Raw genomic sequence first — 26,030 nt, 5'->3', positions numbered from 1 at the left:
TATGACGGCATTCAAAAGGTAAAAACTAACAAATGAAAGCGGTATATTTCAGTTCAGGCGGCACAGCAAACGTACTGCAGTATGGTGATATCGCATCGCCCGGCGAGTGCGGCGAGAATCAAATTCTGGTTCACATCAAGGCAGCCGGTATCAATCCGATCGATTGTAAAATCCGTTCGGCACCGGAGCGTTTTCCGCTTACTTTTCCAGTCATTCCCGGTTGCGACGGTGCTGGAATCATTACTGCCATTGGTTCGAAGGTAAAAAACTTTAAAGCTGGCGATGAAGTTTACTTTTCACAACCCGGCTTTAATAACCGGCAAGGCACCTATGCCGAGTATGTTCTGGTTGACGCTGAATTGGCCGCACTCAAGCCGCAGACTTTATCGTTTGAACAAGCTGCTGCGGCGCCGCTGGTTTTCATCACGGCATGGGAAGCGCTGCATGACCGGGCGCGCATCGCCAACGGGCAAACCGTGCTGATTCATGCCGGCGCCGGCGGTGTCGGTCACGCTGCGATCCAGTTGGCGAAGCTAGCCGGTGCTCAAGTGATTACCACGGTGAGCAGCGAAGAAAAAGCGGATTTTGCCCGGCAGCTGGGTGCCGATCAGATTATCAATTACCGCTTACAGGATGTGGCCGCTGAAGTATTACGCTGGACAGACGGCAAGGGAGTGGATATTGCGTTCGATACGGTTGGTCCGGAAGTATTGCAAAGCTGTTTTCATTGTGTAAAACCGTACGGCGATGTGGTCACCATACTGCAACCGTCACCGGATACGGACTGGAGTGAAGCACGGAAACGCAATGTGCGTTTCAGTCTGGAATTGATGTTGTCGCCTGTTTTGATGGAACTGGCGGATGCCAAGCGCCATCAAGGCAAAATATTACAGCAGTGCACTGCGTTGTTTGATGAAAACAAATTGACGGTAAAAGTCGCGCGCGGTTTTGCACTTCCGGATGCTACAGCAGCGCAGCAATTCCTTGAGCAAACTCACCCGGTTGGGAAACTTGTCATGTCGGTGTGATCTTACTTAATCCAATACCACCAGCAAAGCCGGCGGTATTGGGGTTCAACACAACAACATATGCATAAACTTAGTAAAATGCTGACTATTCAGCATGGCTTCACTGTTAAAACAATCCTAAATATAACCAGCGGTGACTGAAATCATCGTTAGTTTTACCATTGCCATCGCCGCCGTTTCCGGAATAATCCAGTTGAATTTGAGGAAAATCGCTGAGACTGAGCGCGCGCCCGGTACTACGTAAGGTAAAACTATAGTTGTTCGTCGCATTTTGATCAGCACTGCAGCTTTGGCTGCTCACTAAGGCTTCACTGGTATCGGTACCGTTCTTCAGGTAACTGACTTCTTCTTCGCTTACTTTGACATCGTTGGAAACAGCAATCACTCTCAGGGTGTTGGTAATGCTTTCGTCGGCAATATCAAAATACACGCCATGCAAATTTTTCATGCTGCCGCCCGCTTGCTTGACTTTGAAAAACAAAGAACCGTTTGCCATTTCTTCGATCGTTACCCATGCCACCGGTTTTGTTTGTTGTTGTGCTGTCGTACCGTTAACTAAGAATGATATTGTTGCCATGATCGTCTCCTGAATTTAATCCTGTAATGACTACCCTTATTCAGTAGTCGCTGTTGTTGTGAACACAGGAGTAACTATAAACTCAGAAACCAACCCAATTGTGGAGACAATGCAAACTCTTTGTTAAATGTCAGTCAAAATTAGAAAAATAGGCGGCAATACAGTGCAAGAATATTCTATATAATTTTGATTAATAATAAAATTTAAATAATAAGCAGTTTTATGAATTGTTATTCGGAGAAAAATTCACGCGCTTTATCCATCCACGATTTTGCCCGTGGACTGTGCCGGGAACCGTCTTTCAGGCTGATGGTTTCCAATTCTTCCAATAGCTCTTTCTGGCGCGCTGTCAGCTTGACCGGCGTTTCCACAACGACATGGCACAGCAAATCGCCTTTGTCATGACTGCGCACACCTTTGATTCCCTTGCTGCGTAAACGGAAAACCTTGCCGGTCTGCGTTTCGGCCGGTACTTTGATTTTGGCGTGACCTTCCAGCGTCGGTACTTCGATTTCACCGCCCAGCGCAGCCACGGTAAAACTGATCGGAATTTCGCAATGCAAGTTATCACCGTCGCGGCGGAAAACCGAATGCGCGGACAAATGAATCACGACGTATAAGTCACCGGGCGGACCACCGTTCAACCCGGCTTCGCCTTCGCCGGAGATACGGATGCGATCGCCGTCATCCACTCCTTCCGGAATTTTTACGTTGAGTGTTTTGTGCTGTTTAACACGCCCTACTCCATGGCAACTGGCACACGGATGCGAAATGATTTTGCCGTTGCCCTGACATTTCGGACAGGTTTGCTGAATAGAGAAAAATCCCTGCTGCATTCTGACTTGACCATGACCGTTGCAAGTCGGGCACGTTTTCGGCGAAGTGCCCGGCTTGGCGCCATTGCCGTTACAAGTGTCGCATTTTTCCATGGTAGGAATGCGAATTTTTGTTTCCGTTCCGTGTGCTGCCTGCTCCAGGGAAATTTCCAGGTTGTAGCGCAAATCGGAGCCTCGATGCATATTGGAGCGTCCGCTGCGCCCGCCGAAAATATCACCAAAAATATCGCTGAACGCCTCACTGAATCCATGCGCACCGCCTCCCCCTCCACTGGCATCCACTCCGGCATGACCGAATTGATCGTAAGCGGCGCGTTTATTCGGATCCGTCAATACTTCATAAGCTTCTTTGGCTTCCTTGAACATTTCTTCCGATTTCATATCGCCGGCATTCCGGTCGGGATGATATTTCATCGCCAATTTGCGATATGCTTTCTTGATGGCCGCTTCGTCGGCATCACGGCTGACACCGAGTACATGATAATAATCTCGCTTACTCATATTGACTTCCTGCTCGTATGATAAAGATCATCACTTTAATGGTTGAATTCAGAGCTTCCTCAAGCTTTATCAAAACACCAAAACGCAGAGTGCGTGACAAGAATCCTTTGTTATTCCTGACACGCCTCTGCGTTTGATGGTTTAACGACAATTACTTCTTGTTTTTAACTTCTTCGAACTCAGCGTCGACGACTTCGCCTTCGACCGGTTTCTCGCTGCGGCCGGACGCTGCAGATTCCGGTCCCGGTTGTGCTTGCTGACCAGCTTGCTGATCATTTTGCTGATACATTTTTTCAGCCAGCTTATGCGCCGCTTCGGTCAATGCCTGTGTTTTTGCATCGATATCTTCTTTCCGGTCGGTTTTAAGCACATCTTCGGCATCCTTCAACGCCGCTTCGATTTTGGCTTTTTCGTCGCCGCTCAATTGATCGCCGTGCTCTTTCAGCGATTTCCTGACCGAATGGATCATGGCATCGCACTGATTGCGGCTGGAAACCAGCTCCACTGCCTTATGATCTTCCTCGGCGTGCGCTTCGGCGTCTTTCACCATGCGTTCGATCTCATCATCCGACAATCCGGAGCTCGCTTGGATTTTGATTTTGTTTTCCTTGCCGGTCGCTTTGTCTTTCGCCGATACGTGCAAAATGCCATTGGCATCGATATCAAACGTCACTTCAATTTGCGGCATACCACGCGGTGCCGGTGGAATATCGCTCAAATTGAACTGCCCCAGGCTTTTGTTTCCCGAAGCCATTTCCCGTTCACCTTGCAACACATGGATCGTCACCGCCGTTTGACTGTCATCAGCAGTCGAAAATACTTGCTGCGCCTTGGTCGGAATCGTGGTGTTTTTCTGAATCAGCTTGGTCATTACACCGCCCAGTGTCTCGATACCCAACGACAATGGCGTTACGTCCAGCAACAAGACATCCTTCACGTCACCTTTCAGCACACCGCCCTGAATTGCCGCACCGACGGCCACCGCTTCGTCCGGGTTAACATCCTTGCGCGGCTCTTTGCCGAATATTTCCTTTACCTTTTCCTGCACTTTCGGCATGCGGGTTTGTCCGCCCACCAGAATGACGTCGTCGATATCCGATGCGGTCAAACCGGCATCTTTGATCGCCGTGCGGCAAGGTCCGGCGGTACGTTCGATCAAGTCTTCCACCAAGCTTTCCAGCTTCGCCCGGGTTATCTTGACAGCCAGATGCTTCGGTCCGGAGGCATCGGCCGTGATGTACGGCAAGTTGACTTCGGTTTGCTGACTCGATGACAATTCGATTTTGGTTTTTTCCGCGGCATCCTTCAAGCGCTGCAAGGCCAGCATATCCTTTTTCAAATCAATGCCGGTTTCTTTCTTGAATTCATCGACCAGATATTCCATCACACGCGAATCAAAATCCTCGCCACCGAGGAAAGTATCGCCATTGGTCGCCAACACTTCAAATTGGTGTTCGCCCTCGACTTCGGCGATCTCGATGATGGAAATATCGAATGTACCGCCACCCAGGTCATAAACGGCAATCTTGCGGTCACCTTCCTTTTTATCCAAACCGAATGCCAGAGCCGCAGCGGTCGGTTCATTGATAATCCGCTTGACTTCGAGACCGGCAATACGTCCGGCGTCCTTGGTCGCTTGCCGCTGCGAATCATTGAAATACGCCGGTACGGTGATCACGGCTTCAGTTACCGTTTCACCGAGATAATCCTCGGCTGTTTTCTTCATTTTCATCAGCACTTGCGCGGACACTTCCGGCGGTGCGATTTTCTTACCGCGCACTTCCACCCACGCATCGCTGTTATCAGCCCTGACAATGCTATATGGCACCATTTTAATATCGCGCTGCACCATGTCTTCGTCAAAGCGGCGTCCGATCAAGCGCTTGACTGCAAACAGCGTATTTTTTGGATTGGTAATTGCCTGGCGCTTAGCCGAAGCACCCACCAAAATTTCATTATCGTCCGTATAAGCCACGATCGAAGGCGTTGTCCGCGCACCTTCCGAGTTTTCGATGACTTTCGGGCTGCCGTTTTCCATAACGGCTACGCATGAATTCGTGGTACCCAGGTCGATACCGATGATTTTTGCCATGTCTAGATCCTTTTAGAGATTAAATTGGTATAAAAATGGAGATACTTGGAAAAAAATCAAGAGTCTTTCGCTTTCGAAACCGAAACCAGTGCCGGACGGATAATCCGGTCATGCAGCTTATAGCCTTTTTGCATGACTTGAACCACGGTATTGGCCGGCTGTTCGGAATCCACCATGCACATCGCCTGATGCTGATGCGGATCGAATTTCTCTCCTTTGGGATCAATCGCTTTGATGTTGAATTTATCAAATATGCTGGTCAATTGTTTTTGCGTCAATTCCATGCCGTTTTTAAAATTCTCAACCGTGGCATTTTCAACAGCCAATGCAGCTTCCAGACTATCCATTACCGTCAGCAGCTCGGTTGAAAAATTTTCCACGGCATACTTATGCGCATTGGTAATATCGGTTTGTGCGCGTTTGCGGATATTTTCAGTCTCAGCCTTGGCGCGTATCCAAGCATCGTGATGCTCGGCCGCTTTGATTTCGGCCTCTTTCAACAACTGTTCGAGATCGGGTTGAGCAGGGGCGACTTCCCCGGTTTGAATGGTAGCGTCACCGGTCACGCCCGGTATTTTGATCTCTTGCGAATCGGACATTGCGGTTTGATTGGTTTCCGTGGTTTGCGAATTTTCTGAGCTTTGCATCGTATCTCCTCATAAACTGTGGAAGCGATATTGGGATAGCTGCGATAAATTTCAAGCCATCACTGTGAAATTTATCCGGCCTTCCCTACGACTCTACTGAATTAACACGCCAGTTCAGTGTGTTATCTGTCAGAATAATTTCTAGCTTTTAATCCGTTCAGCCAGATCGCGCGCTTTTCCGGTGTAATTTCGCGGTGTCATCGCCAGCAAACGGTTTTTTTCCGCTTCCGGAATGCTCAAACCGGTGATGAACTGATGCAGGGTTTCCCGGGTAATTCCACTTTTGCCGCGTGTCAGTGCTTTGAGTTGCTCGTAGGGATTGGCAACGCCATAGCGCCGCATCACCGTTTGAATCGGTTCCGCCAGCACTTCCCAGGCGTTATCCAAATCGGCAGCCAATTGCGCGGTATTGACATCCAGTTTATACAGACCTTTGCGGCATGAGTCATAAGCTAACAACGTGTGCCCTAGCGCCACACCCATGTTGCGCAATACCGTGGAATCGGTCAGGTCGCGTTGCCAGCGCGATACCGGCAACTTCTCGCTTAAATGCCGCAAAAGTGCATTGGCAATTCCCAGATTGCCTTCCGAATTTTCAAAATCGATCGGATTCACTTTATGCGGCATCGTGGAAGAACCCACTTCATCCGCTTTGGTTTTTTGCTTGAAATAGCCGAGTGCAATATAACCCCAGATATCGCGGTTTAAGTCCAATAAAATTGTATTGATACGGGCATAGGCATCAAACAGCTCGGCCATCGTGTCGTGCGGCTCGATCTGCGTGGTGTAGGGATTGAATTCCAATCCCAGTTTCTCGACAAACGCACGCGCAAATTTTTCCCAATCCAGCTCCGGATATGCGGACAAATGCGCATTGTAATTACCCACCGCGCCATTGATTTTGCCCAGAATCGCGACTGCCTCGAGCTGTTTTTTACCACGCTGCAGGCGATAAACGGTATTGGCGATTTCCTTACCCAAGGTGGTCGGCGTAGCCGGTTGTCCATGCGTGCGCGCCAGCATCGGCACATCCGCCAGCAAATGCGCCAGTTCGACCAGTCGGACAATGATGCTATCGAGCGCCGGCAGCATGACCTGCTGCAAGCTCGATTGCAGCATCAGACCGTGCGACAGATTATTGATATCCTCGGAAGTACAGGCAAAATGAATAAACTCAGTTACCTTGACGACTTCCTCGTTATCCGCCAGTTTCTGCTTCAACCAGTATTCCACCGCTTTGACATCATGATTGGTCGTCGCTTCTATGGCTTTCACCGCTTTCGCATCGGCAACCGAAAAATTCGCCACCAGATTATCCAATTGCGCACGAGTTTGCGGTAAAAACGATTGCACTTCGGCAATCCGAGGCTCATCGCTCAATGCTTTAAGCCAAGCAACCTCCACTTGTACGCGGAAACGGATCAAAGCGAATTCGCTGAAATAAAACCGTAACGGTTCAACTTTGCTGTGATAACGGCCATCCAGCGGCGATAAGGCGGTAATGACTGAGGAATTCATAGTATTTGCTATTTTTTGAAGGGCGGATTTTATCACGCTTGCTCCGCGCTGAAGGTGGTTAATTTTTCAACAAATCCCTGCAGGATTTTCAAGGCAATCCGCATCGATCCTACGCTGCGGCAATTTGCCGCAGCGACAATTTGTCACATTGTTTTGTCGGAATATTCCCATAGAATATAAAAACGTAATTTATTTGAAAGAGATACAAACAAAGCCACGCTTGCCGCAAGGCAGGTCCGGAAAGCCAGCGGATCTCATCACGGAGATAGCCGGGTTGCCTCCTACGAATGATGAGGAGTAACTGAATCGGAGTGTACGAAACTGTCACCCGTTTTTCAGAACATCATTCAAAAAAAGAGGCGCTGCCGATTTGCCCTTTCCCAATTTCATAAGCAATCAACGGCGCCTTGAAATCTTAAAAATAGTAACAATTCTGGAGAAATGAATATGAAAACAAAATCATATCACAACAAAACCAATGCACTGGTATCGGCTGCCATTCTTTCAGCAGTTGCTTTGTCAAGCGGTAATGTTTACGCTGCCGGTGCTGTAGGATTTAAGCCTTGGAGCAGCAGCGGTAACGTTCTTGATGCCGGTCACTCTTCTATTTCCGCTTCCGAGACCGGTTTGAAAAGCGCCTACTCCGACAATCCAGCTCTTCTATATTCCTCTTGGGCGCACACTGGTGATTGGTGGACATTCAGAAACGATGCCACCGCAAATGTCACCGTTACAGTCAGCGGCGATTCCGGCTTTTCACCCGGTGTGACCATCTGGGCAAGCGGCGCCGCGCAATTTGACGGCGGCACCACCGGGTTCGGCTCAGAAATCAGCAATGCCGGATGGGAAACACCGCATTCGTTCAATTCTACCGGAGCAATGGGCGACGCAGGTACGCTCTGGATGGCCAATGGTCAAGGCGGTAACATGATCGAGACTCTAGGTTATGCTATCTCCGGTCCTTCTCATGCCGCCGCAACAACCGGTTGGAACGAAACCTTTTTGACCGGCGCGCATGACGTCAGTCTGACCAATACCTTTGAAAACGGCATTACCGGCAGCACCAGCGCTCATCTCGTGTCGCTGACATTCAATGATTTAGCGCCAGGCTGGTATACCGTCTATATCGGCGGCACCGATCATGCGACTGCGGGCGGCGCGTTTGAATTGACCGTCAGCGCGGTACCCGAAGCGGATACCTGGGCTATGTTGATGGCCGGTTTGGGTCTGATCGGATGGCGCATGCGCAACTATCAAAAAGACTCGGTCCGGGCTATCGCTTAATCTGCAAGCCATTATAACCAGAGGAGAAACAGAGGCCGATTTTCAACCTCCCTTCGTTTCTCCTTAAAGAGTACGCTCGGCCACGCTGCCATAAGAATTTACTGAAGAATTTTGCTGTTGATAAGGTAGAAAGATGTGCCGGCATTTGCGCAGAAAATGACACGGAAAAATTCGGATACTCAGGAGCATGAACGCCGGGTTATGGAAATGTCAGGAGTTTTATCATGCTAATAACAATTAAAAAATATATCATCAACACAACAAAGGCATACTGTCTTACGCTGCTTACCTGTTCAACCTTATACGCCGACTTTGGCCCTATGCCGATGACACTGAAAGGCGTGCCGGTCCCCGAAGTACCCGGTTTACTCGATGGTCCCGACCCGATCATCATCGACAGAGAAAAAGCGATCGCACTGGGGAAAGCCTTATTTTGGGACATTAATGTAGGCAGCGACGGCATTGCCTGCGCCAGCTGTCATTTTCATGCCGGTGCCGACCGGCGCACAAAAAATCAGCTTTCACCCATCGGTAGAAACAGCATACTGCCAAAAGAATTCTCCGCAGCCAGCGACGGCTCCATGCATGCCCCCAACACCGCATTGAAAAAAAGCGATTTTCCGTTTTTCCAGACCGATGATCCGATGAATCCGCTCGGCGTTCCGATTTATAACAGCAATGATGTCGTGGCATCGGCAGGAACTTTCGGCGGCGCCTATCGCGATGTCGAATGGTTTCAGGAAAAAAACGATGTGTGCGACCGCAGCGCCGATGCAGTTTTCCATATCGATAGCAAAGGCACGCGCAAAGTCGAGCCGCGCAATACACCGACGGTTATCAATGCCGTTTTCAATTTCCGCAATTTTTGGGACGGCCGCGCCAACAATATTTTTAACGGCAGCAGCCCTTGGGGGGATCGCGATCCCAATGCCGGCGTATGGTTTAAAAAAAGCGACGGCACATTTATAAAAAAACGCTTATGGCTCATCAATTCTTCGCTTGCTTCCCAAGCAGTCGCTCCACCGCTGGACGACTTCGAAATGGGCTGCCATGGCCGCACCTTTGCCGATCTGGGCCGCAAATTACAGTACCGCCAACCGTTGGAACATCAGCAAGTGCACTGGAACGATAGCGTTCTGAGCAGTTTGGCCTTCAGCACTCCCAATAATCTGCAGCTGGGATTAAATACCAAATACTATCGACTGATTCAGAAAGCATTCAATCCGAAATATTGGAGTGCGATTCCCAACGAGCAATTCGGCTTTCCTGCGGCAGCATCGTCAACCCATACATTGGCTTACAGTCAAACGGAAGCAAATTTCGCCCTATTTTTCGGATTATCGCTGCAAATGTATATCTCTACTTTGATTTCCGACGATTCTCCGTTCGATCAAAGTGAAGTCGACGAGCATGGCACGCCGATCGGACTGAGTGAATCGGCGCAGCGCGGCCTGGATATTTTCCGTGATTCTCATTGCGCGCTTTGCCATATCGGACCAAACTTTACCGCAGCTGCTGTGGTAACCAATGGGATACTGCAAAAAATCAATCCGCATGCTTTCGGCAACGAGGCTTTCCGTGTCAGCACCACCACCGTAGTGACCTATTTATCGGTGAATGGCGGCATGATGTTCCAAGATACCGGTTTTTCCGGCACCGGTGTCAGGCCGGTAGCCGATGATCCCGGTCTCGGCGCCGCCGATCCCTTTAGTAACCCGCTATCGTTCGCCGATCAATATATGCAACTTTTAGCCGGCAATACGGCTGCGGTTGTCGACCACTATGTTGCAGATGTGCGGCCGTGCGATCTCGATACCGCCATCGCAATCGATCGCGACAAACCGCACCCAATGTTATTCACCCGCGTAGACGGTATTCAGAAACAACCGCAGAGTACTACCGATTGCTTTAATCCGGCCGGCACTTTTATTCCAACCGTAGCAACTGCACAGGCTGAACTAAAGAAAACCAATAGAAAGCGTTTTCTGAGTGCCGCGAAAGGTTCTTTCAAAATCCCTACGTTAAGAAATATCGAACTGACCGGACCGTACATGCACAATGGCGGCATGGCGACATTGGAAGAAGTGCTGGAGTTTTATACGCGCGGCGGCAACTTTGAAACGCCGCCGAAAGAGTTCGGCAGGCTTTTTGCCTTGGTCGATCTACGGCTTTCACCACAAAGCCGCGAGGATTTGTTGAATTTCCTAAAAAGCCTGACGGATGATCGCGTGCGTTATGAAAAAGCGCCATTCGATCATCCCGAACTGCCGGTTCCTCACGGTCACGGCGCAAGTTCCAAAACTAACCCGCTGAGCGACGCGCTGGCCTCCGATGAATTTATCGCTATTCCGGCCGTTGGTGCTGCAGGCAGAACCGATGCCTTGCTGCCATTTGAAAGTTATCTGCCGCATTAAAGCCGCACGGAAAACTGATTAATCTGCCGGAAAACCTGCAGTTAATCAGTTTCTTGTGTAAAAAATCAGTGCGGCTTGAAAAATTTGTCGTGAATGCGCCGCGTGGTTCGCCATACCGCCCATAGCACCAGTGGAATCAGCGCGCCGGTCACCAGTTCCGGGTGAATCGGCAATCCGGCCGCCGCACCCGCTTTGAATACGTACAGCAGCAAGCTGATGACGTAGTACGAAATCGCTGCAATCGACAAGCCTTCCACAGTACTTTGCAGCCGCAGTTGCAGCTCTTGGCCGCGCGTCAATTTTTCCAGCAATTGCTGATTCTGCGTTTCCGCCAGAATATCGACGCGGGTGCGCAACAATGCGCTGGCGCGCGCAACACGCGCCGACAAATAATTCATGCGTTGCGCGGTGGCTTCCACCGTAGCGATGGCGGGAGAAAGACGCCGCTGCATGAACTCCCCGATGGTCTGCGTGCCGGGTATGGCTTTCTCACGCAGCTCGGCAATACGTTGCATCACCAGCTTGTTGTACGCTTGCGTTGCAGCAAAACGATAACCATGCTCGACCGTCGCACGTTCAACCCGCGCCGCCAATGCCGTGAGCGTATCCAGCAGTTCCTGATCGGAAGCGGCTTTATTTTCCAATTGCGCGGTGATTTCAGCCAACTGCTGCTCAACACCGGTCAATTCGGGAATCAACCGTTTGGCAACCGGCAAACCCCGCAATGCCATCAAGCGGTAAGTTTCGATTTCCAGCAAGCGCTGCGAAACCCGCCCGGCGCGTGTCTCGGAAGAATCAGCAGGCATAATCACCAGCATGCGTTCAAAACCGCTGGGGCGCAGCATAAAATCCGTCACCGCCAAGGAATGCGTTTCTCTACCGATCAGCGAAGCTACCACCGGATTTCCGCCAAACCACTTGCGCGCTTGCACGAGCAACTCATCGAGCCGGTTCAAATCGCCAGGCACCAGCGCCACTTCCACCGCTGCAAATGTGCGCCCGGGAATTTCCGCCAGCCAGCCGCGCGGCAAGGCCAAGTAAGAAAGCAGTTCCGGATCGGTCGCACCCAATTGTGCCACTTCGGGCAAATGTTGCACCAGCGAGTAGCGTGTGAATTCGCTATGGCGCTCCCAGCGCAAGGTATAGCCCTGCAATCGTAAGCGTAGAAAATTATTCTGCAACTGCTCGAGCATCAGCGTTTGCTGACCGGGAAGCCGCTGCAAGTGCTGGCATTCTTGCTCACGCGCGATACCTTCGTTAATCACCACGACATAAATGATCAATGCGGGCAGCCGGATGCGTTGACTGGGGCGGGCATGCACTTCATTGTGCAATTTGGTGCGTAGCGGATCGTCGCCGGGTAGCCAATCACTCAGATCAGCGTCAATCATTACACTCATAAAAAAGCAACTCTGTTGGAAAACTTGACTGTACCAAGGATCAAATAGCCCGTCAAAAACACTGAAAAACACCCCTTCATCGTCTACAATGAACGCTCACTACCTGAAGATTTCCGGTTGCATATGTCTTCAGAATTTCTGCTTTTCAGTTAACACAACGACATGTCAAATACTCAATACAAAACATCGGCATTTTCAGCTCAACTTCAGCACAGAAGCCTTGCCGCAGTCTGGCACCCTTGCACGCAAATGAAACAACACGAAACCCATCCGCTGGTGCCGATTGTAAGCGGTAAAGGTGTATGGTTATACGATGCCGGCGGCAATCGTTACCTCGATGCGATCAGTTCGTGGTGGGTCAATTTATTCGGTCATGCTAATCCAGCCATCAATGCCGCGATCCGCGATCAACTGGAAAAAATCGAGCATGTCATGCTGGCGGGTTTTACCCATGAGCCGGTAGTCGCATTATCGGAACGGCTCAAAAGTATCGCGCCCGGTTCGCTCGGCCACTGCTTTTATGCCAGCGACGGTGCTTCGGCGATTGAAATCGCACTGAAAATGAGCTTTCACTACTGGCTGTTGTGCGGACAGCCGCAAAAGAACGGATTTGTCAGCCTGCAAAACGATTATCACGGCGAAACGCTCGGTGCATTATCGGTCACCGATGTGGCTATTTTCCGCGAAACGTATGCACCTTTATTGAGACCGTGTACCCATGTGCCGACACCGGATTGGCGCTACGCCGCAGCCGGCGAATCGGCCCGGGATTTCGCGCTGCGTGCCGCAACTGCGCTGGAGAATCATCTGGCTAAACGTCATGCGCAAACGGCCGCGCTGATTCTTGAGCCGCTCATTCAAGGCGCAGCTGGCATGGGAATGTATCACCCCGTTTATCTGCAACGCGCCCGGGAAATCTGCGATCGTTATCAGGTGCACCTGATCGCCGATGAAATCGCGGTCGGTTTCGGCCGCACCGGAACCTTGTTTGCCTGCAACCAGGCTGACATCGCCCCGGATTTCTTATGCCTGTCGAAAGGATTGAGCGGCGGTTACTTACCGCTTTCCGCCGTGATGACGACCGATACGGTTTTTCAGGCTTTTTACGATGACAAAATGGCACGCGCTTTTTTGCATTCGCATTCGCATAGCGGTAATGCGCTGGCTTGCCGCGCGGCTTTAGCCTCGCTGGATATTTTTGAGCACGACCGGGTGATCGAAACCAACAAAAATAAAGCAGCGTATTTGAATACTATCGCCGCACCACTCGCAGCGCATCCCAAGGTCAGAAATTTCCGCAACTGCGGCATGATCTGGGCATTTGAAGTCGAAACGAACGACGCCGACTTTGCCGCCCGATGTTTCCAGGCCGGTTTGAACCAGCAGATTCTGCTGCGCCCGCTGGGGAAAACCATTTATTTCATACCGCCGTATATCATTGACGAGCAGGAAATGGATGTGCTGGTCAATGGTACGTTGCAGGTGCTGAATGCCCTCTAATTTATAAGATCACATTTATGAAGCTGACTTTTTTAGGCGCGGCTGGCGAAGTTACCGGTTCCAGCTATCTGATTGAAACCGGATCGGTCCGTTTTTTGGTCGACTGCGGCATGTTTCAAGGCGGGCGGGAAGCGGATAAAAAGAATCGCACGGCTTTCAAATTCGACCCCAAAACCATCAATTTTGTCTTGCTGACCCATGCGCACATCGATCACTCCGGGTTGTTGCCGCGGTTGAGCGCCTGGGGTTTCCGCGGCCCGGTTTATTGCACCACGGCAACGGCGGATCTGCTTCAGGTGATGTTGAAAGACAGTGCCTATATTCAGGAAAAGGAAGTCGAGTGGCACAATCAAACCCGCCGTCGCAATAGTCAATCCGCTCAGGAACTCGCTCCGCTCTACACCGTGACACAAGCGGAAGCACTGCTGAAGCAATTACACCGCATCGACTATAATGTGGAAATTAACCCGCATCCATCGATTCGTTGCTGCTTCCGCGACGCGGGCCATATTCTCGGTTCCGCCATCATCGAACTGTGGGTAAAAAAAGAGGGCGGTTATAAGAAAATTGTCTTCTCGGGCGATCTGGGGCAACCCGGCCACCCCATCGTACGCGACCCGGCCATCATCCGGCATGCCGACGTTGTGCTGATCGAATCCACTTATGGCAACCGGCTGCACCGGTCAATGCCCGAGACACTGGATGAACTGGTTTATGCGATCAACGATACGCTGATTAGCAAGAGCGGCAACATCATCATTCCGGCCTTTACCGTCGGCCGCACCCAGGATCTGCTGTTTCTGCTGATCGATTTGTACCGCCAGGGCAAACTTGGAGAAATGGCGATTTATGTCGACTCACCGATGGCGCAAGCGGCTACCGAGATCACGCTCAAACACATTGCGTTACTCGACCGCGAATCCACCGAAGCCTTGCAATGGATGAACAGCGCTACGCAAAAACCGCGCATCCATTTCGTCCAGGATATCGAGGAATCAATGCAACTCAACCACATCAAGCACGGCGTTATCATCATATCCGCCAGCGGCATGTGCGATGCCGGGCGTATCAAGCATCACCTCAAATATAACCTTAACCGGCCGGAATGCAGCATCCTGATCACTGGTTTCCAAGCGGAAGGAACGCTGGGAAGACGGCTCGTGGACGGCGCAAAACGGGTCAAGATCTTCGGTCAGGAAGTTCAAGTTAGGGCAACCATTTACACCATCGGCGGACTTTCAGCGCACGCCGACCAAGCCAATTTGCTCAACTGGCTGAGTCACTTCGAGAAAATGCCGGAAAAGATTTTTGTTGTGCACGGCGAATTCAGCAATTCCCAAGCACTGGCCGATGCTATCCAGAAGAAACTGCACTGGAATGCGAGCATTCCGGAATTTTTATCGATTGTTACGCTATAAATTCGCATACTCCCAGCTACCCTTACGATTAATGCGCATGCGGCCAGAGAGAACGGGCTGTTTGCTTTGCATTGATCGCAAAAATCCGGGATGCAAATCAATCATTTTCACTGCAAAAAACCAGTCAGTGTTAATATTTTCGTTATCTTTTTAGCGTAATATCAAAGCTTAATGACATTTATCCCGGTCAAAGTATAGCCTGAAAAGCGCAAGGCGTTATAATACCGGTCAATAACTGAGTAAACTACTAAACATTACCCTATGCCACAAACCTTATTCCAAAGAACACCTCTGCTGGATGGCGACGATATCAACCTGAAACGTGAAGAAATCCGCAATTATTTTCATACCACGCTGGATCGCTACGAACAATTATTCGAAACGCTGCGCAGCGACGAAGCTTATTACAAAAAACCCATCTCGCTGCGTCATCCACTGATTTTTTATCTGGGCCATACCGCCACATTTTTTGTCAACAAACTGATTCTTGCCGGATTGATCGGCGAACGCATCAACCCCAGACTGGAATCCATTTTTGCCGTCGGTGTCGACGAAATGAGCTGGGACGATCTCGATAGCACGCATTACGACTGGCCGACCGTCGACGAAGTGCGCGCGTACCGCAAAACCATGCGCACCATGGTCGACAAACTGATCACGACGATGCCGCTGAGTCTGCCGATCACGTGGGAAAGTTCGTGGTGGCCGATTGTGATGGGAATCGAGCACGAGCGCATCCATCTGGAAACATCGTCGGTATTGATCCGCCAGCATGCCTTGCATTTCGTGCAACCGCACCCGGATTGGCAACCGTACCGGAAAACCGGCGCCGCGCCACAAAATTCACTGGTCGATGTCGCTCCCGGAACAATCACACTGCAAAAAACCAAAACCAATCATCAACACTACGGCTGGGATAACGAATACGGCCTGCACACTGCGGATATCCCGGCTTTTCAGGCCAGCAAATATTTAGTCAGCAACCGGGAATTCTTGGCTTTTGTCGAAGTCAACGGCTATCGTACCGAAAGTTATTGGCAGGAAGAAGGCCGCTCCTGGCAAAAATTCACACAAGCCGAGCACCCCACGTTTTGGATCAAAAAAGGCAATGATTGGTGTTTACGGCTGATGACCGAAGAAGTGCCGATGCCGTGGGACTGGCCGGTCGATGTTAATTATCATGAAGCGAAAGCGTTCTGTAATTGGAAAGCTGCTACCACTAAAAAACCTATCAGACTACCAACCGAGGACGAATGGTACCGGTTGTACGATGTTGCCGGTCTCAGCGAAGTGCCTTATGACCGCAAAGCTGTAGGCAATTTGCACCTGGATTATTACGCGTCAAGTTGCCCGGTCACGGAATTTCCGCAGGGTGAATTCTTCGATATCGTGGGTAACGTCTGGCAGTGGACCGAAACACCAACGTATCCGTTTGAAGGCTTCGATGTGCACCCACTGTACGACGACTTCACCACACCAACCTTCGATAATCAGCACAATCTGATCAAAGGCGGCTCATGGATCGCCTGCGGCAACGAATCGATACGCAGCTCGCGTTATGCGTTCCGCCGCCATTTTTTCCAGCATGCCGGTTTTCGCTACGTGGTATCAAACGCCCCGGCCACCTTGCCAAGTTCCAACTACGAAACCGACAAACTGCTGTCCGAATACGCCGAATTTCATTACGGCGATACCTACTTCGACGTGCCGAATTTCTCCAAAGCGCTGGCCGAAATCGCCATTGCCGCGATGGGCGACCGCCCTCACCGCACCGCATTGGACTTGGGCTGTGCCTCCGGCCGCTCGACCTTCGAGCTGGCGAAAGTATTCGATCACGTCACCGGCATCGATTTCTCCGCGCGTTTCATCGGCCAGGGCGTGCAACTCGCGCAGCAAGGCATTTTGCGTTATACGCTGACCGACGAAGGCGAGCTGGTGTCGTACAAGGAACGCACACTCAGCAATTTAGGATTGGATCACGTCAAGAACAAGGTCGAGTTTTTCCAAGGCGATGCCTGTAATCTGAAGCCGATTTTCACCGGCTACGACCTGATCCTCGCCGCCAACCTGATCGACCGGTTGTACGATCCGGCCAAGCTGTTGAATAGCATTCACACGCGCATCAATCCAGGCGGTTTGCTGATGATCACATCGCCGTATACCTGGCTCACCGAACATACGAAAAAAGAGGCGTGGATCGGCGGCTTCAAGCGCGACGGTGAGAATTTCACCACGCTCGACGGCTTGAAAGAAATGCTCGGCAAGCACTTCCGCCTGATTCAAGGCCCGCAAGCCGTGCCGTTTGTGATCCGCGAAACCAAGCGTAAATTCCAGCACACGCTGGCGGAAGTCACCATCTGGGAGCGCACCGCTTGAGCGACGCGTTCGATTTCGACCGGGAAATCAATCGCACAGGCACGCACAGCGTTAAATACGACAGCTGCTTAGCGGTATTCGGCAAGGCCGACGTCATTCCGGCGTGGGTGGCGGACATGGATTTCGCCGCTCCGCCTGTCGTCACGCACGCGCTGACCGAACGCGCCCGGCACCCCATCTACGGTTACACGCTGTTTCCCGATAGCCTGTACGATGCACTGATCGCTTGGCTGCAGCGGCGGCACAACTGGGTAATACAACGCGAATGGATCGTCATGTGCCCCGGCGTGGTGCCGTCGATCAACGCTGCCGTGATGGCGCTGACGCAACCGGGTGACACCATCATCATCCAGCCGCCGGTATATTTCCCGTTTTTCTCCGTTGCCACGCAAACCGGCCGGCAATTGCTGCAAAACCCGCTGCGACTCGACAACGGCCGCTATAGCATCGACTTCGATCACTTGGAACAATGCGCCCGGCAAGCCAAATTCCTGCTGCTGTGCTCGCCGCACAACCCAGTCGGACGCGTGTGGCAACCGGAAGAACTGGATCGATTGCTGCAACTCGCTGCAACACACAATTTGGTTATTCTCTCCGACGAAATCCACCACGACCTGATTTACCCCGGTCATCGACACCACGTGCTCGCTGCGCTGGCGCGTAATCACCTTTCCGTCATCACCGCTGTCGCACCGAGCAAAACCTTCAACATTCCCGGCTTAAATCTGTCGGCACTGATCATTCCCGACAAAACCATGCGCAATGCCGTCATCCAGGTCTTCAACAGCCTGCACGTCAGCGCCTCCAACCCATTCAGCGTCACCGCCTTCGAAGCCGCCTACCGCGGCGGGGAAACCTGGCTGGAAGCACTGCAGCTCTATCTTCGCGACACGCGCGATACCGTCGAATCGCATCTCGCTGAACACTTACCGGAAATCAAAGTCATCCCAGCCGAAGGCACCTACCTGCTATGGCTCGACTGCCGCGCCATGAACCTGACCGACGCCAAACTGAAACACTTCTTCATCCACCAAGCCGGTGTCGGCCTGAATCCCGGCGTGCAATTCGGCCAGGAAGGCAGCGGGTTTATGCGGTTGAATATTGGGACGCCGAGGAAGACGGTTTTGCGGGTACTGAAAAATATCCAACGGACTATACGCCGATAACGTTACGCCATTTAGCTCTTGGATATAATCAGGCTTGGTATGATGACAACTAAATTGGATAATTCGATCAATAAATAAGAGGATAGTATGAGCGATACCGTGTTGGATTTCGTTTGTGACGTAATTCTTGCGTTATGTCGGACGCCTAATTCTAGTAAGACCGGATGGACGAGATTGCTACAATGACGGCTTCTGATATTGCAGCGTGGTGGGGTGCGATCGTTGCATCTGTCGTGCTTTTGTGGGATATCTTCAAATGGCGTGCAAACCAAGTCAACCTCCGGACTTAGCTCAGGCAAATATGCAAACCGTGACGCACGCAGGTAAGACTTGATGACAACCTCAACATTTTCGTTGAAGCCGTAAACAACAGTGGCAAGACAACGACTATCACGCACCTTGTAGTTAAGCCGTTTGATCGCTTGAGGGGCAAGACATCAATGCGGGGCTTAGTCGCATTGCCAGGTGGCACTCACAACCACTGCCATTTGAACTTGGGCCCGGTAAACGCTGGGTAGGACTAATCGACCAAAAGGAAGTAGAGGCGAAAGCTGGTACTGATGGTCACTTCTATTGCGGAATCATTCACACCGCATCGAAGAAGGAATATCTGGTTCGCGTTAGATTCGATAAGCGGTTCTAATCAGTAAGGTACAGCAAGTAGCTTGGATAAGCTTGCGTCATCCAGGATCAACAATTGAAACCAGAATGGCGCATCAACCAAATTTTAATTGCAAAATGTATAAGCTTACGCTATCGTGACATTCAGTGAATTTCGTTGACATTAAGAATTGGAGTGAAGGACCTTAAATGAGTCAAATATCTGCAAGATTACCGGATGAATTGATAGCTGCTCTCGATGAGGCGGCTACAAAATTGCATCGCACGCGTGCCGATGTGATCAGACAGGCGGTCGAATATTACCTCGACGATTTTGAAGACATTTCCCGTGCCGTAGAAGTTTTGCGCGATCCGGCTGACCCGGTATTAGATTGGGAAACCGCAAAGCATGATTTACTCCGTCAGCATTAAGCAAAGCGCGCTTAAATCATTAAAAAACATAACCTATGAAGATCGGCTTCGCATTATCGAAGCGATTGATCAGCTCAAAACAAACCCGGCAGCCGGTGGCGTGCTCAAGGGAGAATATTCCGGACTGCGCCGCATTCGCATCGGTTCGTATCGCGTCGTATACGAAGTGCATGATGCACAATTGACGGTTTTGGTTATTCGAATCGGCCATCGCCGCGAGGTTTACCGGTGAATTCATTTATTCGGATGGATAATTGCCGCACCAAGGCCAGATCGCGAAAAATAAATGTGAACTATAATTCTATGTTTTCCACTTTCCGATTGCTTATAGCATCTCTAGTCCTGCTTCACTTGACAGGATGCGCCGTCCTAGCGGTTGCCGATGCCGCGGTCACTACCGCTGCGACGGCGGCCAAAGTCACTGTCAAAGCGGTTGGCGCCATTGCCGACACGGTTATTCCCGATAGTAAGGAAAAAGACGCAGACCCGGATAAATAAGTATCGCTTAAAAGCATTCCCTCACTGGATCGACCGAGAAAGCTCGACAAGGAAGCCGCGCAAAAACGAAACCATCCATCATCAAATTTCATGTCATGCAGCACCATCTTCAAGTTTTGAAGAACAAATCGTTGACATTATTTGATAAAACTAGGGCCTGTTAACACTATTTGATATAATACGGTGATGGAAATCACCGAAACTCAATATCAACAGATCGAACACTGCATGCCGCGCCAGCGTGGCAATGTCAGTCATTCCAATCTACAAATTCTCAATGCTATTCTGTATGTTACCGAGCATGGTTGCAAGTGGCGCGGACTACCCAAGCGTTTCGGTAATTGGCATACCATCTACACTCGAATGAATCGATGGGCGAAAAGCGGCGTGCTTCAAAAAGTTTTTGAGCAGCTGCAGCATCAACAAATCATTCGCATCAAGATTGAAGCCGTTTCGATGGATAGCACCAGCATCAAAGTGCACCCTGATGGTACTGGTGCATTAAAAAAAACGGCCCGCAATCCATCGGCAAATCCCGAGGTGGCTGGACCACTAAAATTCATCTGGTTGCCGCAGATACCAGAACAGCCATAACTTTTTCCTTATCTCCGGGGCATACACATGACGCACCGGAAGGACGACAACTCCTGTTAGCACTCGGCCCCGTCTCTTCTCCTACTCATCTGCTGATGGATCGCGCTTATGAGGGTGATCAAACCAGACAGCTTGCATTGGAGCTCGGTTATATCCCGGTTGTCCCACCCAAAACTAATCGGCTGGAGCTCTGGGAATATGACCGCGCCATGTACAAAAAACGCAATGAGATCGAAAGATTATTCCGCAGACTCAAGGGATTCCGTCGAATATTCTCCAGATTCGACAAACTGGATGTCATTTTTCTCTCATTCATCCATTTCGCTCTCATCGTCGAAGCACTTAGGTAGTGTTAACAGGCCCTAGAAGCAGTGACTATGACATTATTCCTGCCAATCTTCTTCCATAAATTTAACTACTTATACAACATAAGCAGTCAGCAGTTTCTCAAGAAAACAAGAGATCCGGACTATCGGCTCCCGGTTCATCTTACCTACAAACCGCCTAGTGCAACTTTGGTGCATTTATCTCATTCATTTCATGACATTTTTCTCTATTGAACCCGGAGTGCTTACTGCATGATACGCACCATGATTTAGCGGTGAATTGTTCAATACGCAGGTTAAATTGCAAAGGAGCGAAAATGCGAAATTTTTTACGATTAATGGCGGTTTCTGGTGCACTTTGGTTGGGTTCAAACGTAGGTGTTGCCACTGCCGGGATTTTTGACGGACATACAGTGAATTACCAGTATTATTTTCCGAACTTAAGCAGCCCTTATACTGCGGCAGGTAACGGGAATTACTTGGTGGGTTCCGGCACGGAGATATCGAATGTCGTTGACGGTCTCGGCACGATCGATTTCAGTGGCAACGAATTCACTGTTTCTTTTTCACATGGCGGTACTTTTTCACCCACTGCGTTTAACGGTTTCGTGATCAGCGATTTGACCGCAAACATCAATCCGTTCACGTCTTTTACCTTGATTTCCAATACCGGTGTGAGCGGAACACCCACAATAAGCTTTGATTCGAATCATTTGTTCGTGAACTGGGAAGGCCTTAATTACACCCGGGGTGATTTGGTGTTTTCGGTCGATTCCGTAATTTCCAGCCCGTTTACGCCCATTACTCATATTTTCGATACCATCAGCCCCGTACCGGAGCCGGATACTTACGCACTACTGCTAGTTGGATCGGGTTTGGTGAGCTTTACCGTACGCCGCAGGCAAGTTTAATTTGCATGCACATATCACATATGGAAATCAGTTTTCTCAACAATAAAAAACCGCCACTTCGGGCGGTTTTTTATCTTACTTGCTTGTGATACCTGAGGATTAGTGTCCAGGTTTGCTGCTACCGCCATAAGGCCGTGGATCTTGTCCTTCTTTGAGGCATTCACCATTACCACCAACGCCAAACTTACAATCATCTGTGCTCGCATTGGGATCACCCATATTGGCGTTTGAACAAGCGGCTAAGAAAACTAATAAAGTTGCAGCAAAAATTGTTTTTTTCATCATTCTAATCGTTCCTTTCTTTAAAATACCCAAATTTAATCAGGGATTCGAGTATATAACAGAATGTCAAATATTCAAACAAGTAGTTTACTGCCCTGGCCCGGACTCACAACTGCGAAGAATTTCAATCAGATAACCGCCGTATTTATCGAACTTGCGCGCACCGATACCACTCACCAAACGCAGTTCATCTTCCGTTTTCGGACACTGCCGCGCCAGTTCGCGCAAGGTGGCGTCGTGAAAAATCACATACGCCGGGACACCGTGTTCTTTGGCCATTTTTGCCCGCCAGTTACGCAATTGTTCCCACAAATACCGTTCGGTCGCATCCAGTAGCGCGACATCCCCGCTGTGCCGTTTTCCGGATGTTTGCATTTGCTTGGCTTGCAGCCTCAATTGTACGGTTCGCTGCCCCTTTAACACGGCACGGCTGGCTTCCGTCAGATGCAATGAGCCGTGACTTTCGCTATCCACTGTCAGCAAACCGAGCGCGACAATCTGACGGAAAACCGCGCGCCAGGCACTCTCCGGCAAATCCTTACCGATACCGAAAGTGCTGAGCCGGTCGTGGTGCCATTCCTTGACCCGCTCCGTTGGGTTGCCGCGCAAAACATCAATCAAATGCCCCGCGCCGAAAGTCTGCCCGGTGCGATAAACGCAGGATAACGCCTTCTGTACTTCCACTGTCGCATCCCAGACTTGCGGCGGGTTCAGACAGACATCGCAATTGCCGCACGCCGCAGCATCATCCGCCGCTTCACCGAAATAACGCAACATACTCAAGCGGCGGCATGTGGTCGTTTCGCACAGCGACAACATGGCTTCCAGTTTGCGTGTAGCAACCTGTTTGAATTTGAATTGCGCTTCCGATTCCTCGATCATGCGCCGCTGTTGAATGACATCGCCAAGACCGTACACCATCCAGGCATTGGCTGCCTGCCCGTCGCGTCCGGCGCGGCCGGTTTCCTGGTAATAGCCTTCGATGCTGCGGGGCAAATCGAGATGCGCGACAAAACGCACATCGGGCTTATCGATTCCCATACCGAAAGCGATGGTGGCGACCATGATGACACCTTCCTCGCGCAGAAATTTTTCCTGATTCAAGCTGCGTTCCTGCATGTTCATGCCGGCGTGATAAGCAATCGCGCGCAACCCCTGTCCGGCCAACCACGCAGCCGTTTCCTCGACTTTTTTGCGTGACAGACAATACACGATGCCGGCGTCACCGGAATGTTCCGTCCGCAGAAAGGTCAATAACTGCGCTCGGCTGTTGGCTTTATCGATAATCTGATAGCGGATATTCGGCCGGTCAAAACTGGATACGAATATTCTGGCTTCATCCAATCCCAGCCGCTCGATAATCTCTTTGCGGGTATCCATATCTGCTGTTGCCGTCAGCGCAATACGCGGCACGTCCGGGAAACGTTCGTGCAGAACCGATAATTGCATGTATTCCGGGCGGAAATCATGACCCCACTGTGAAACGCAATGCGCTTCATCGATGGCAAACAAGGCAACCGGAATGCGCGCGATCAGGTGCAAAAAACGCGCCGTCAACAACCGTTCCGGCGCGACATACAGCAGATCGTATCCGCCTGTCAGCAGCTTTTGCTCAACTTCCGCCGCTTCCTGCAACGATAACGAGGAATTCAGAACCGCCGCGCGCACGCCGATTTCGTGCAACGCCGCGACTTGATTCTGCATCAACGCAATCAACGGAGACACGACGATTGCGGTACCATCACGCAATAAAGCCGGAATTTGGTAGCACAATGACTTGCCGCCGCCTGTCGGCATCAGCACCAGACAATCACCGCCGCTGGCAAGATGGCCGATTACTTCCGCTTGTTGTCCGCGAAATGCGGGATAACCAAAAACTTCCTTGAGTATATTCAGCGCACTGGGCATTCCGGGTCTAACTGCTGAGTTTTCCAAATTTTTTCAATTCCACGTGTTGATTTTCCGGTTCTGGAAAAAAACAGCGCGGGTTAATTTGCGAATCGTAAAGGTTTAGCGCGCGATAATACAGTAGAATGCGCGCCCAGACACCGGCAAGTTACTAGCGATGAACGGATTGAATCGTAACCGCATGCATCGTTTCAGATCATTCACGGTATTGTGCTGGTATAATTCTATCTAAATGCATCTTTATCTATACAATTTGTGACGCAAGTCTGGAGAGAAAAAATGGTGGTAGCCGATGTTTTGAAATTGATTCAAGACAATGAAGTTAAATTTGTCGATTTGCGCTTTACCGACACCAATGGCAAAGAACATCATGTTACCGTACCTGCGCATACCTTTGATGCGGATAAATTCGAAGATGGCCATCCTTTTGACGGCTCATCGATAGGCGGCTGGAAAGGCATTCAAGCATCCGATATGCTGTTGATCCCCGATCCGGATACCGCCAATATGGATCCTTTCATGGATGAACCGACACTGCTGATGACGTGCGATGTCGTCGAACCGGCCGACGGCAAAGGTTACAGCCGTGATCCGCGTTCGTTGGCCAAGCGCGGTGAAATTTACTTGAAATCGACCGGCATCGGCGATGTCGCTTATTTCGGCCCGGAACCGGAGTTTTTTATTTTCGATTCGGTACGGTGGCATACCGATATGTCCGGCTGCTCGGTCAAAATCGAATCCGAGGAAGCCGCTTGGAGTTCTGCGATCAAATACGAAAGCGGCAACATCGGTCATCGCCCGTCGATCAAAGGCGGCTACTTTCCCGTACCGCCTGTCGATTCGCTACAGGATATCCGCTCCGCGATGTGCCTGACATTGGAAGATATGGGCATCGGCGTCGAAGTGCATCATCACGAAGTCGCCACCGCGGGTCAATGTGAAATCGGCACCCGTTTCAACAGTTTGGTTAAACGCGCAGATTGGAATCAAGTTCTCAAATACGTCATACACAATGTCGCGCATTCGTACGGCAAAACGGCCACTTTCATGCCCAAACCGATCGTTGGCGATGCCGGCTCCGGCATGCATGTGCACCAATCCATCTGGAAAGACGGCAAGAATTTGTTCTCCGGCAACGGTTATGCCGGTTTATCGGAGATCGCGCTGTACTACATCGGCGGCATCCTGAAACATGCCAAAGCGCTAAATGCCATCTGCAACCCTAGCACCAATTCGTACAAACGGCTGGTCGCCGGATACGAGGCACCGGTCAACTTGGCTTATTCCGCCAGCAACCGTTCGGCCTCTATTCGCATTCCGCACACCAGCAGCCCCAAGGGGCGGCGCATCGAAGTCCGCTTTCCCGATCCGACAGCCAACCCTTATCTGGCGTTTACCGCCTTGATGATGGCCGGACTTGATGGCATTCAGAACAAAATCCATCCGGGCGACCCGATGGACAAAAATCTGTATGATCTGCCGCCGGAAGAAGCCGCCAAAGTGCCGAATGTATGCGCATCATTGGATGAAGCGTTGGAATGCCTGGATAAAGACCGCGATTTCCTGATTCGTGGCGGCGTTTTTTCCAATGACATGATCGACGCGTATATTCAATTGAAAATGGATGAAGTGCTTTTACTGAGAATGACGACTCATCCGGTTGAATTCGATATGTACTACAGCCTGTGAGCCGCGGGATAGTTATCAGTGAAAGGGAAACAC

Annotated in this window: 21 protein-coding genes and 1 riboswitch; of the genes, 13 read left to right on the top strand and 8 right to left on the bottom strand. The window is 50.6% G+C overall.

The annotated features are described in order from the left end of the window. Positions 1-32 precede the first annotated feature (32 nt). On the top strand, positions 33-1,028 hold the full coding sequence (locus HRU78_05960) for a zinc-binding dehydrogenase (GenBank protein ID QOJ23254.1): 996 nt from the start codon (positions 33-35) through the stop codon (positions 1,026-1,028). Positions 1,029-1,134: 106 nt separating this feature from the next. Here the strand turns inward: HRU78_05960 and HRU78_05955 are convergent, their stop codons facing one another. The 5 genes from HRU78_05955 to purB all read right to left on the bottom strand — a co-directional run bounded on the left by HRU78_05955 (position 1,135) and on the right by purB (position 7,199). Next, a complete protein-coding gene (locus tag HRU78_05955) occupies positions 1,135-1,605 on the bottom strand; it encodes a hypothetical protein (protein ID QOJ23253.1) in 471 nt (156 codons plus the stop codon). Positions 1,606-1,835: 230 nt separating this feature from the next. Continuing rightward, positions 1,836-2,942, bottom strand: coding sequence for a molecular chaperone DnaJ (dnaJ, locus tag HRU78_05950; GenBank protein QOJ23252.1), 1,107 nt, complete (start codon positions 2,940-2,942; stop codon positions 1,836-1,838). Positions 2,943-3,093: 151 nt separating this feature from the next. Further along, positions 3,094-5,034 carry a molecular chaperone DnaK gene (gene dnaK, locus HRU78_05945; protein QOJ23251.1) on the bottom strand — a complete coding sequence of 647 codons (1,941 nt, stop codon included), beginning with the start codon at positions 5,032-5,034 and terminating at the stop codon, positions 3,094-3,096. A gap of 56 nt (positions 5,035-5,090) precedes the next feature. After that, entirely contained in the window at positions 5,091-5,681 is a 591-nt protein-coding gene (gene grpE / locus HRU78_05940; protein ID QOJ23250.1) for a nucleotide exchange factor GrpE, read from the bottom strand. Between the two features lie 141 nt (positions 5,682-5,822). Beyond that, a complete protein-coding gene (gene purB / locus HRU78_05935) occupies positions 5,823-7,199 on the bottom strand; it encodes an adenylosuccinate lyase (protein QOJ23249.1) in 1,377 nt (458 codons plus the stop codon). Positions 7,200-7,402: 203 nt separating this feature from the next. Beyond that, positions 7,403-7,481: riboswitch (cyclic di-GMP riboswitch) on the top strand. A 165-nt stretch (positions 7,482-7,646) separates the two neighbouring features. On the opposite strand from purB, the gene corA reads away from it, so the two are divergent. Both corA and HRU78_05925 read left to right on the top strand, forming a co-directional pair. Then, complete coding sequence (gene corA, locus HRU78_05930) at positions 7,647-8,483, top strand: copper(I)-binding protein CorA (protein ID QOJ23248.1); 837 nt, start codon at positions 7,647-7,649, stop codon at positions 8,481-8,483. A 224-nt stretch (positions 8,484-8,707) separates the two neighbouring features. Further along, positions 8,708-10,897 carry a cytochrome-c peroxidase gene (locus HRU78_05925; protein QOJ23247.1) on the top strand — a complete coding sequence of 730 codons (2,190 nt, stop codon included), beginning with the start codon at positions 8,708-8,710 and terminating at the stop codon, positions 10,895-10,897. 65 nt (positions 10,898-10,962) lie between these two features. Here the strand turns inward: HRU78_05925 and HRU78_05920 are convergent, their stop codons facing one another. Next, positions 10,963-12,297: a DUF3422 domain-containing protein gene (locus HRU78_05920; GenBank protein QOJ23246.1), complete on the bottom strand. Its 1,335-nt coding sequence runs from the start codon at positions 12,295-12,297 to the stop codon at positions 10,963-10,965. A 162-nt stretch (positions 12,298-12,459) separates the two neighbouring features. On the opposite strand from HRU78_05920, the gene HRU78_05915 reads away from it, so the two are divergent. The 9 genes from HRU78_05915 (at position 12,460) to HRU78_05875 (ending at position 22,118) form a co-directional block, all read left to right on the top strand. Then, positions 12,460-13,797 (top strand): adenosylmethionine--8-amino-7-oxononanoate transaminase, encoded by a 1,338-nt coding sequence (locus HRU78_05915; protein QOJ23245.1) that lies wholly within the window; start codon positions 12,460-12,462, stop codon positions 13,795-13,797. Positions 13,798-13,814: 17 nt separating this feature from the next. Continuing rightward, positions 13,815-15,215, top strand: coding sequence for an MBL fold metallo-hydrolase (locus HRU78_05910; protein ID QOJ23244.1), 1,401 nt, complete (start codon positions 13,815-13,817; stop codon positions 15,213-15,215). 261 nt (positions 15,216-15,476) lie between these two features. Then, positions 15,477-17,591 (top strand): 5-histidylcysteine sulfoxide synthase, encoded by a 2,115-nt coding sequence (ovoA, locus tag HRU78_05905; protein QOJ23243.1) that lies wholly within the window; start codon positions 15,477-15,479, stop codon positions 17,589-17,591. Then, positions 17,588-18,757 carry a putative C-S lyase gene (locus HRU78_05900; protein ID QOJ23242.1) on the top strand — a complete coding sequence of 390 codons (1,170 nt, stop codon included), beginning with the start codon at positions 17,588-17,590 and terminating at the stop codon, positions 18,755-18,757. Before ovoA ends, HRU78_05900 begins: the two co-directional genes overlap by 4 nt. A gap of 810 nt (positions 18,758-19,567) precedes the next feature. Continuing rightward, positions 19,568-19,789 carry a ribbon-helix-helix protein, CopG family gene (locus HRU78_05895; GenBank protein ID QOJ23241.1) on the top strand — a complete coding sequence of 74 codons (222 nt, stop codon included), beginning with the start codon at positions 19,568-19,570 and terminating at the stop codon, positions 19,787-19,789. Next, positions 19,767-20,021 (top strand): type II toxin-antitoxin system RelE/ParE family toxin, encoded by a 255-nt coding sequence (locus HRU78_05890; GenBank protein QOJ23240.1) that lies wholly within the window; start codon positions 19,767-19,769, stop codon positions 20,019-20,021. The genes HRU78_05895 and HRU78_05890 overlap by 23 nt, the downstream gene beginning before the upstream one ends. Positions 20,022-20,092: 71 nt before the next feature. Continuing rightward, positions 20,093-20,287 (top strand): hypothetical protein, encoded by a 195-nt coding sequence (locus HRU78_05885; protein ID QOJ23239.1) that lies wholly within the window; start codon positions 20,093-20,095, stop codon positions 20,285-20,287. A 186-nt stretch (positions 20,288-20,473) separates the two neighbouring features. Beyond that, positions 20,474-21,231, top strand: a protein-coding gene (locus HRU78_05880) for an IS5 family transposase (GenBank protein ID QOJ24941.1) whose coding sequence is annotated in 2 segments (ribosomal slippage) — positions 20,474-20,789 and positions 20,789-21,231 — 759 coding nt in all. Because the reading frame shifts where the segments join, the coding sequence is not laid out codon by codon here. Positions 21,232-21,524: 293 nt separating this feature from the next. Beyond that, positions 21,525-22,118, top strand: a complete 594-nt coding sequence (locus HRU78_05875) for a PEP-CTERM sorting domain-containing protein (GenBank protein ID QOJ23238.1) — start codon at positions 21,525-21,527, stop codon at positions 22,116-22,118. 99 nt (positions 22,119-22,217) lie between these two features. Here HRU78_05875 and HRU78_05870 read toward each other — a convergent pair whose 3' ends face one another. Together HRU78_05870 and recQ are read right to left on the bottom strand one after the other, a co-directional pair. Beyond that, the gene (locus HRU78_05870; protein ID QOJ24940.1) at positions 22,218-22,400 is read right to left on the bottom strand and encodes a membrane lipoprotein lipid attachment site-containing protein; all 183 of its coding nucleotides are present in this window, start codon (positions 22,398-22,400) and stop codon (positions 22,218-22,220) included. A gap of 87 nt (positions 22,401-22,487) precedes the next feature. Further along, entirely contained in the window at positions 22,488-24,308 is a 1,821-nt protein-coding gene (gene recQ / locus HRU78_05865; GenBank protein ID QOJ24939.1) for a DNA helicase RecQ, read from the bottom strand. A 279-nt stretch (positions 24,309-24,587) separates the two neighbouring features. Between recQ and glnA the strand changes: the two genes are divergently transcribed. After that, positions 24,588-25,997, top strand: a complete 1,410-nt coding sequence (gene glnA, locus HRU78_05860) for a type I glutamate--ammonia ligase (GenBank protein QOJ23237.1) — start codon at positions 24,588-24,590, stop codon at positions 25,995-25,997. Positions 25,998-26,030: the final 33 nt, after the last annotated feature.

The sequence above is a fragment of the Gammaproteobacteria bacterium genome (genome assembly GCA_015709635.1).
Classification (GTDB): Bacteria; Pseudomonadota; Gammaproteobacteria; order Burkholderiales; family Nitrosomonadaceae; genus Nitrosomonas.
This window is presented reverse-complemented; position numbering and strand designations above follow the sequence as displayed.

Excerpts from the sequence above, each read along its gene's own strand:
- HRU78_05960 (QOJ23254.1), top strand. The coding sequence starts at position 33 with ATGAAAGCGGTATATTTCAGTTCAGGCGGCACAGCAAACGTACTGCAG.
- HRU78_05955 (QOJ23253.1), bottom strand. The coding sequence starts at position 1,605 with ATGGCAACAATATCATTCTTAGTTAACGGTACGACAGCACAACAACAA.
- dnaJ (QOJ23252.1), bottom strand. The coding sequence starts at position 2,942 with ATGAGTAAGCGAGATTATTATCATGTACTCGGTGTCAGCCGTGATGCC.
- dnaK (QOJ23251.1), bottom strand. The coding sequence starts at position 5,034 with ATGGCAAAAATCATCGGTATCGACCTGGGTACCACGAATTCATGCGTA.
- grpE (QOJ23250.1), bottom strand. The coding sequence starts at position 5,681 with ATGCAAAGCTCAGAAAATTCGCAAACCACGGAAACCAATCAAACCGCA.
- purB (QOJ23249.1), bottom strand. The coding sequence starts at position 7,199 with ATGAATTCCTCAGTCATTACCGCCTTATCGCCGCTGGATGGCCGTTAT.
- corA (QOJ23248.1), top strand. The coding sequence starts at position 7,647 with ATGAAAACAAAATCATATCACAACAAAACCAATGCACTGGTATCGGCT.
- HRU78_05925 (QOJ23247.1), top strand. The coding sequence starts at position 8,708 with ATGCTAATAACAATTAAAAAATATATCATCAACACAACAAAGGCATAC.
- HRU78_05920 (QOJ23246.1), bottom strand. The coding sequence starts at position 12,297 with ATGAGTGTAATGATTGACGCTGATCTGAGTGATTGGCTACCCGGCGAC.
- HRU78_05915 (QOJ23245.1), top strand. The coding sequence starts at position 12,460 with ATGTCAAATACTCAATACAAAACATCGGCATTTTCAGCTCAACTTCAG.
- HRU78_05910 (QOJ23244.1), top strand. The coding sequence starts at position 13,815 with ATGAAGCTGACTTTTTTAGGCGCGGCTGGCGAAGTTACCGGTTCCAGC.
- ovoA (QOJ23243.1), top strand. The coding sequence starts at position 15,477 with ATGCCACAAACCTTATTCCAAAGAACACCTCTGCTGGATGGCGACGAT.
- HRU78_05895 (QOJ23241.1), top strand. The coding sequence starts at position 19,568 with ATGAGTCAAATATCTGCAAGATTACCGGATGAATTGATAGCTGCTCTC.
- HRU78_05890 (QOJ23240.1), top strand. The coding sequence starts at position 19,767 with ATGATTTACTCCGTCAGCATTAAGCAAAGCGCGCTTAAATCATTAAAA.
- HRU78_05885 (QOJ23239.1), top strand. The coding sequence starts at position 20,093 with ATGTTTTCCACTTTCCGATTGCTTATAGCATCTCTAGTCCTGCTTCAC.
- HRU78_05875 (QOJ23238.1), top strand. The coding sequence starts at position 21,525 with ATGCGAAATTTTTTACGATTAATGGCGGTTTCTGGTGCACTTTGGTTG.
- HRU78_05870 (QOJ24940.1), bottom strand. The coding sequence starts at position 22,400 with ATGAAAAAAACAATTTTTGCTGCAACTTTATTAGTTTTCTTAGCCGCT.
- recQ (QOJ24939.1), bottom strand. The coding sequence starts at position 24,308 with ATGCCCAGTGCGCTGAATATACTCAAGGAAGTTTTTGGTTATCCCGCA.
- glnA (QOJ23237.1), top strand. The coding sequence starts at position 24,588 with ATGGTGGTAGCCGATGTTTTGAAATTGATTCAAGACAATGAAGTTAAA.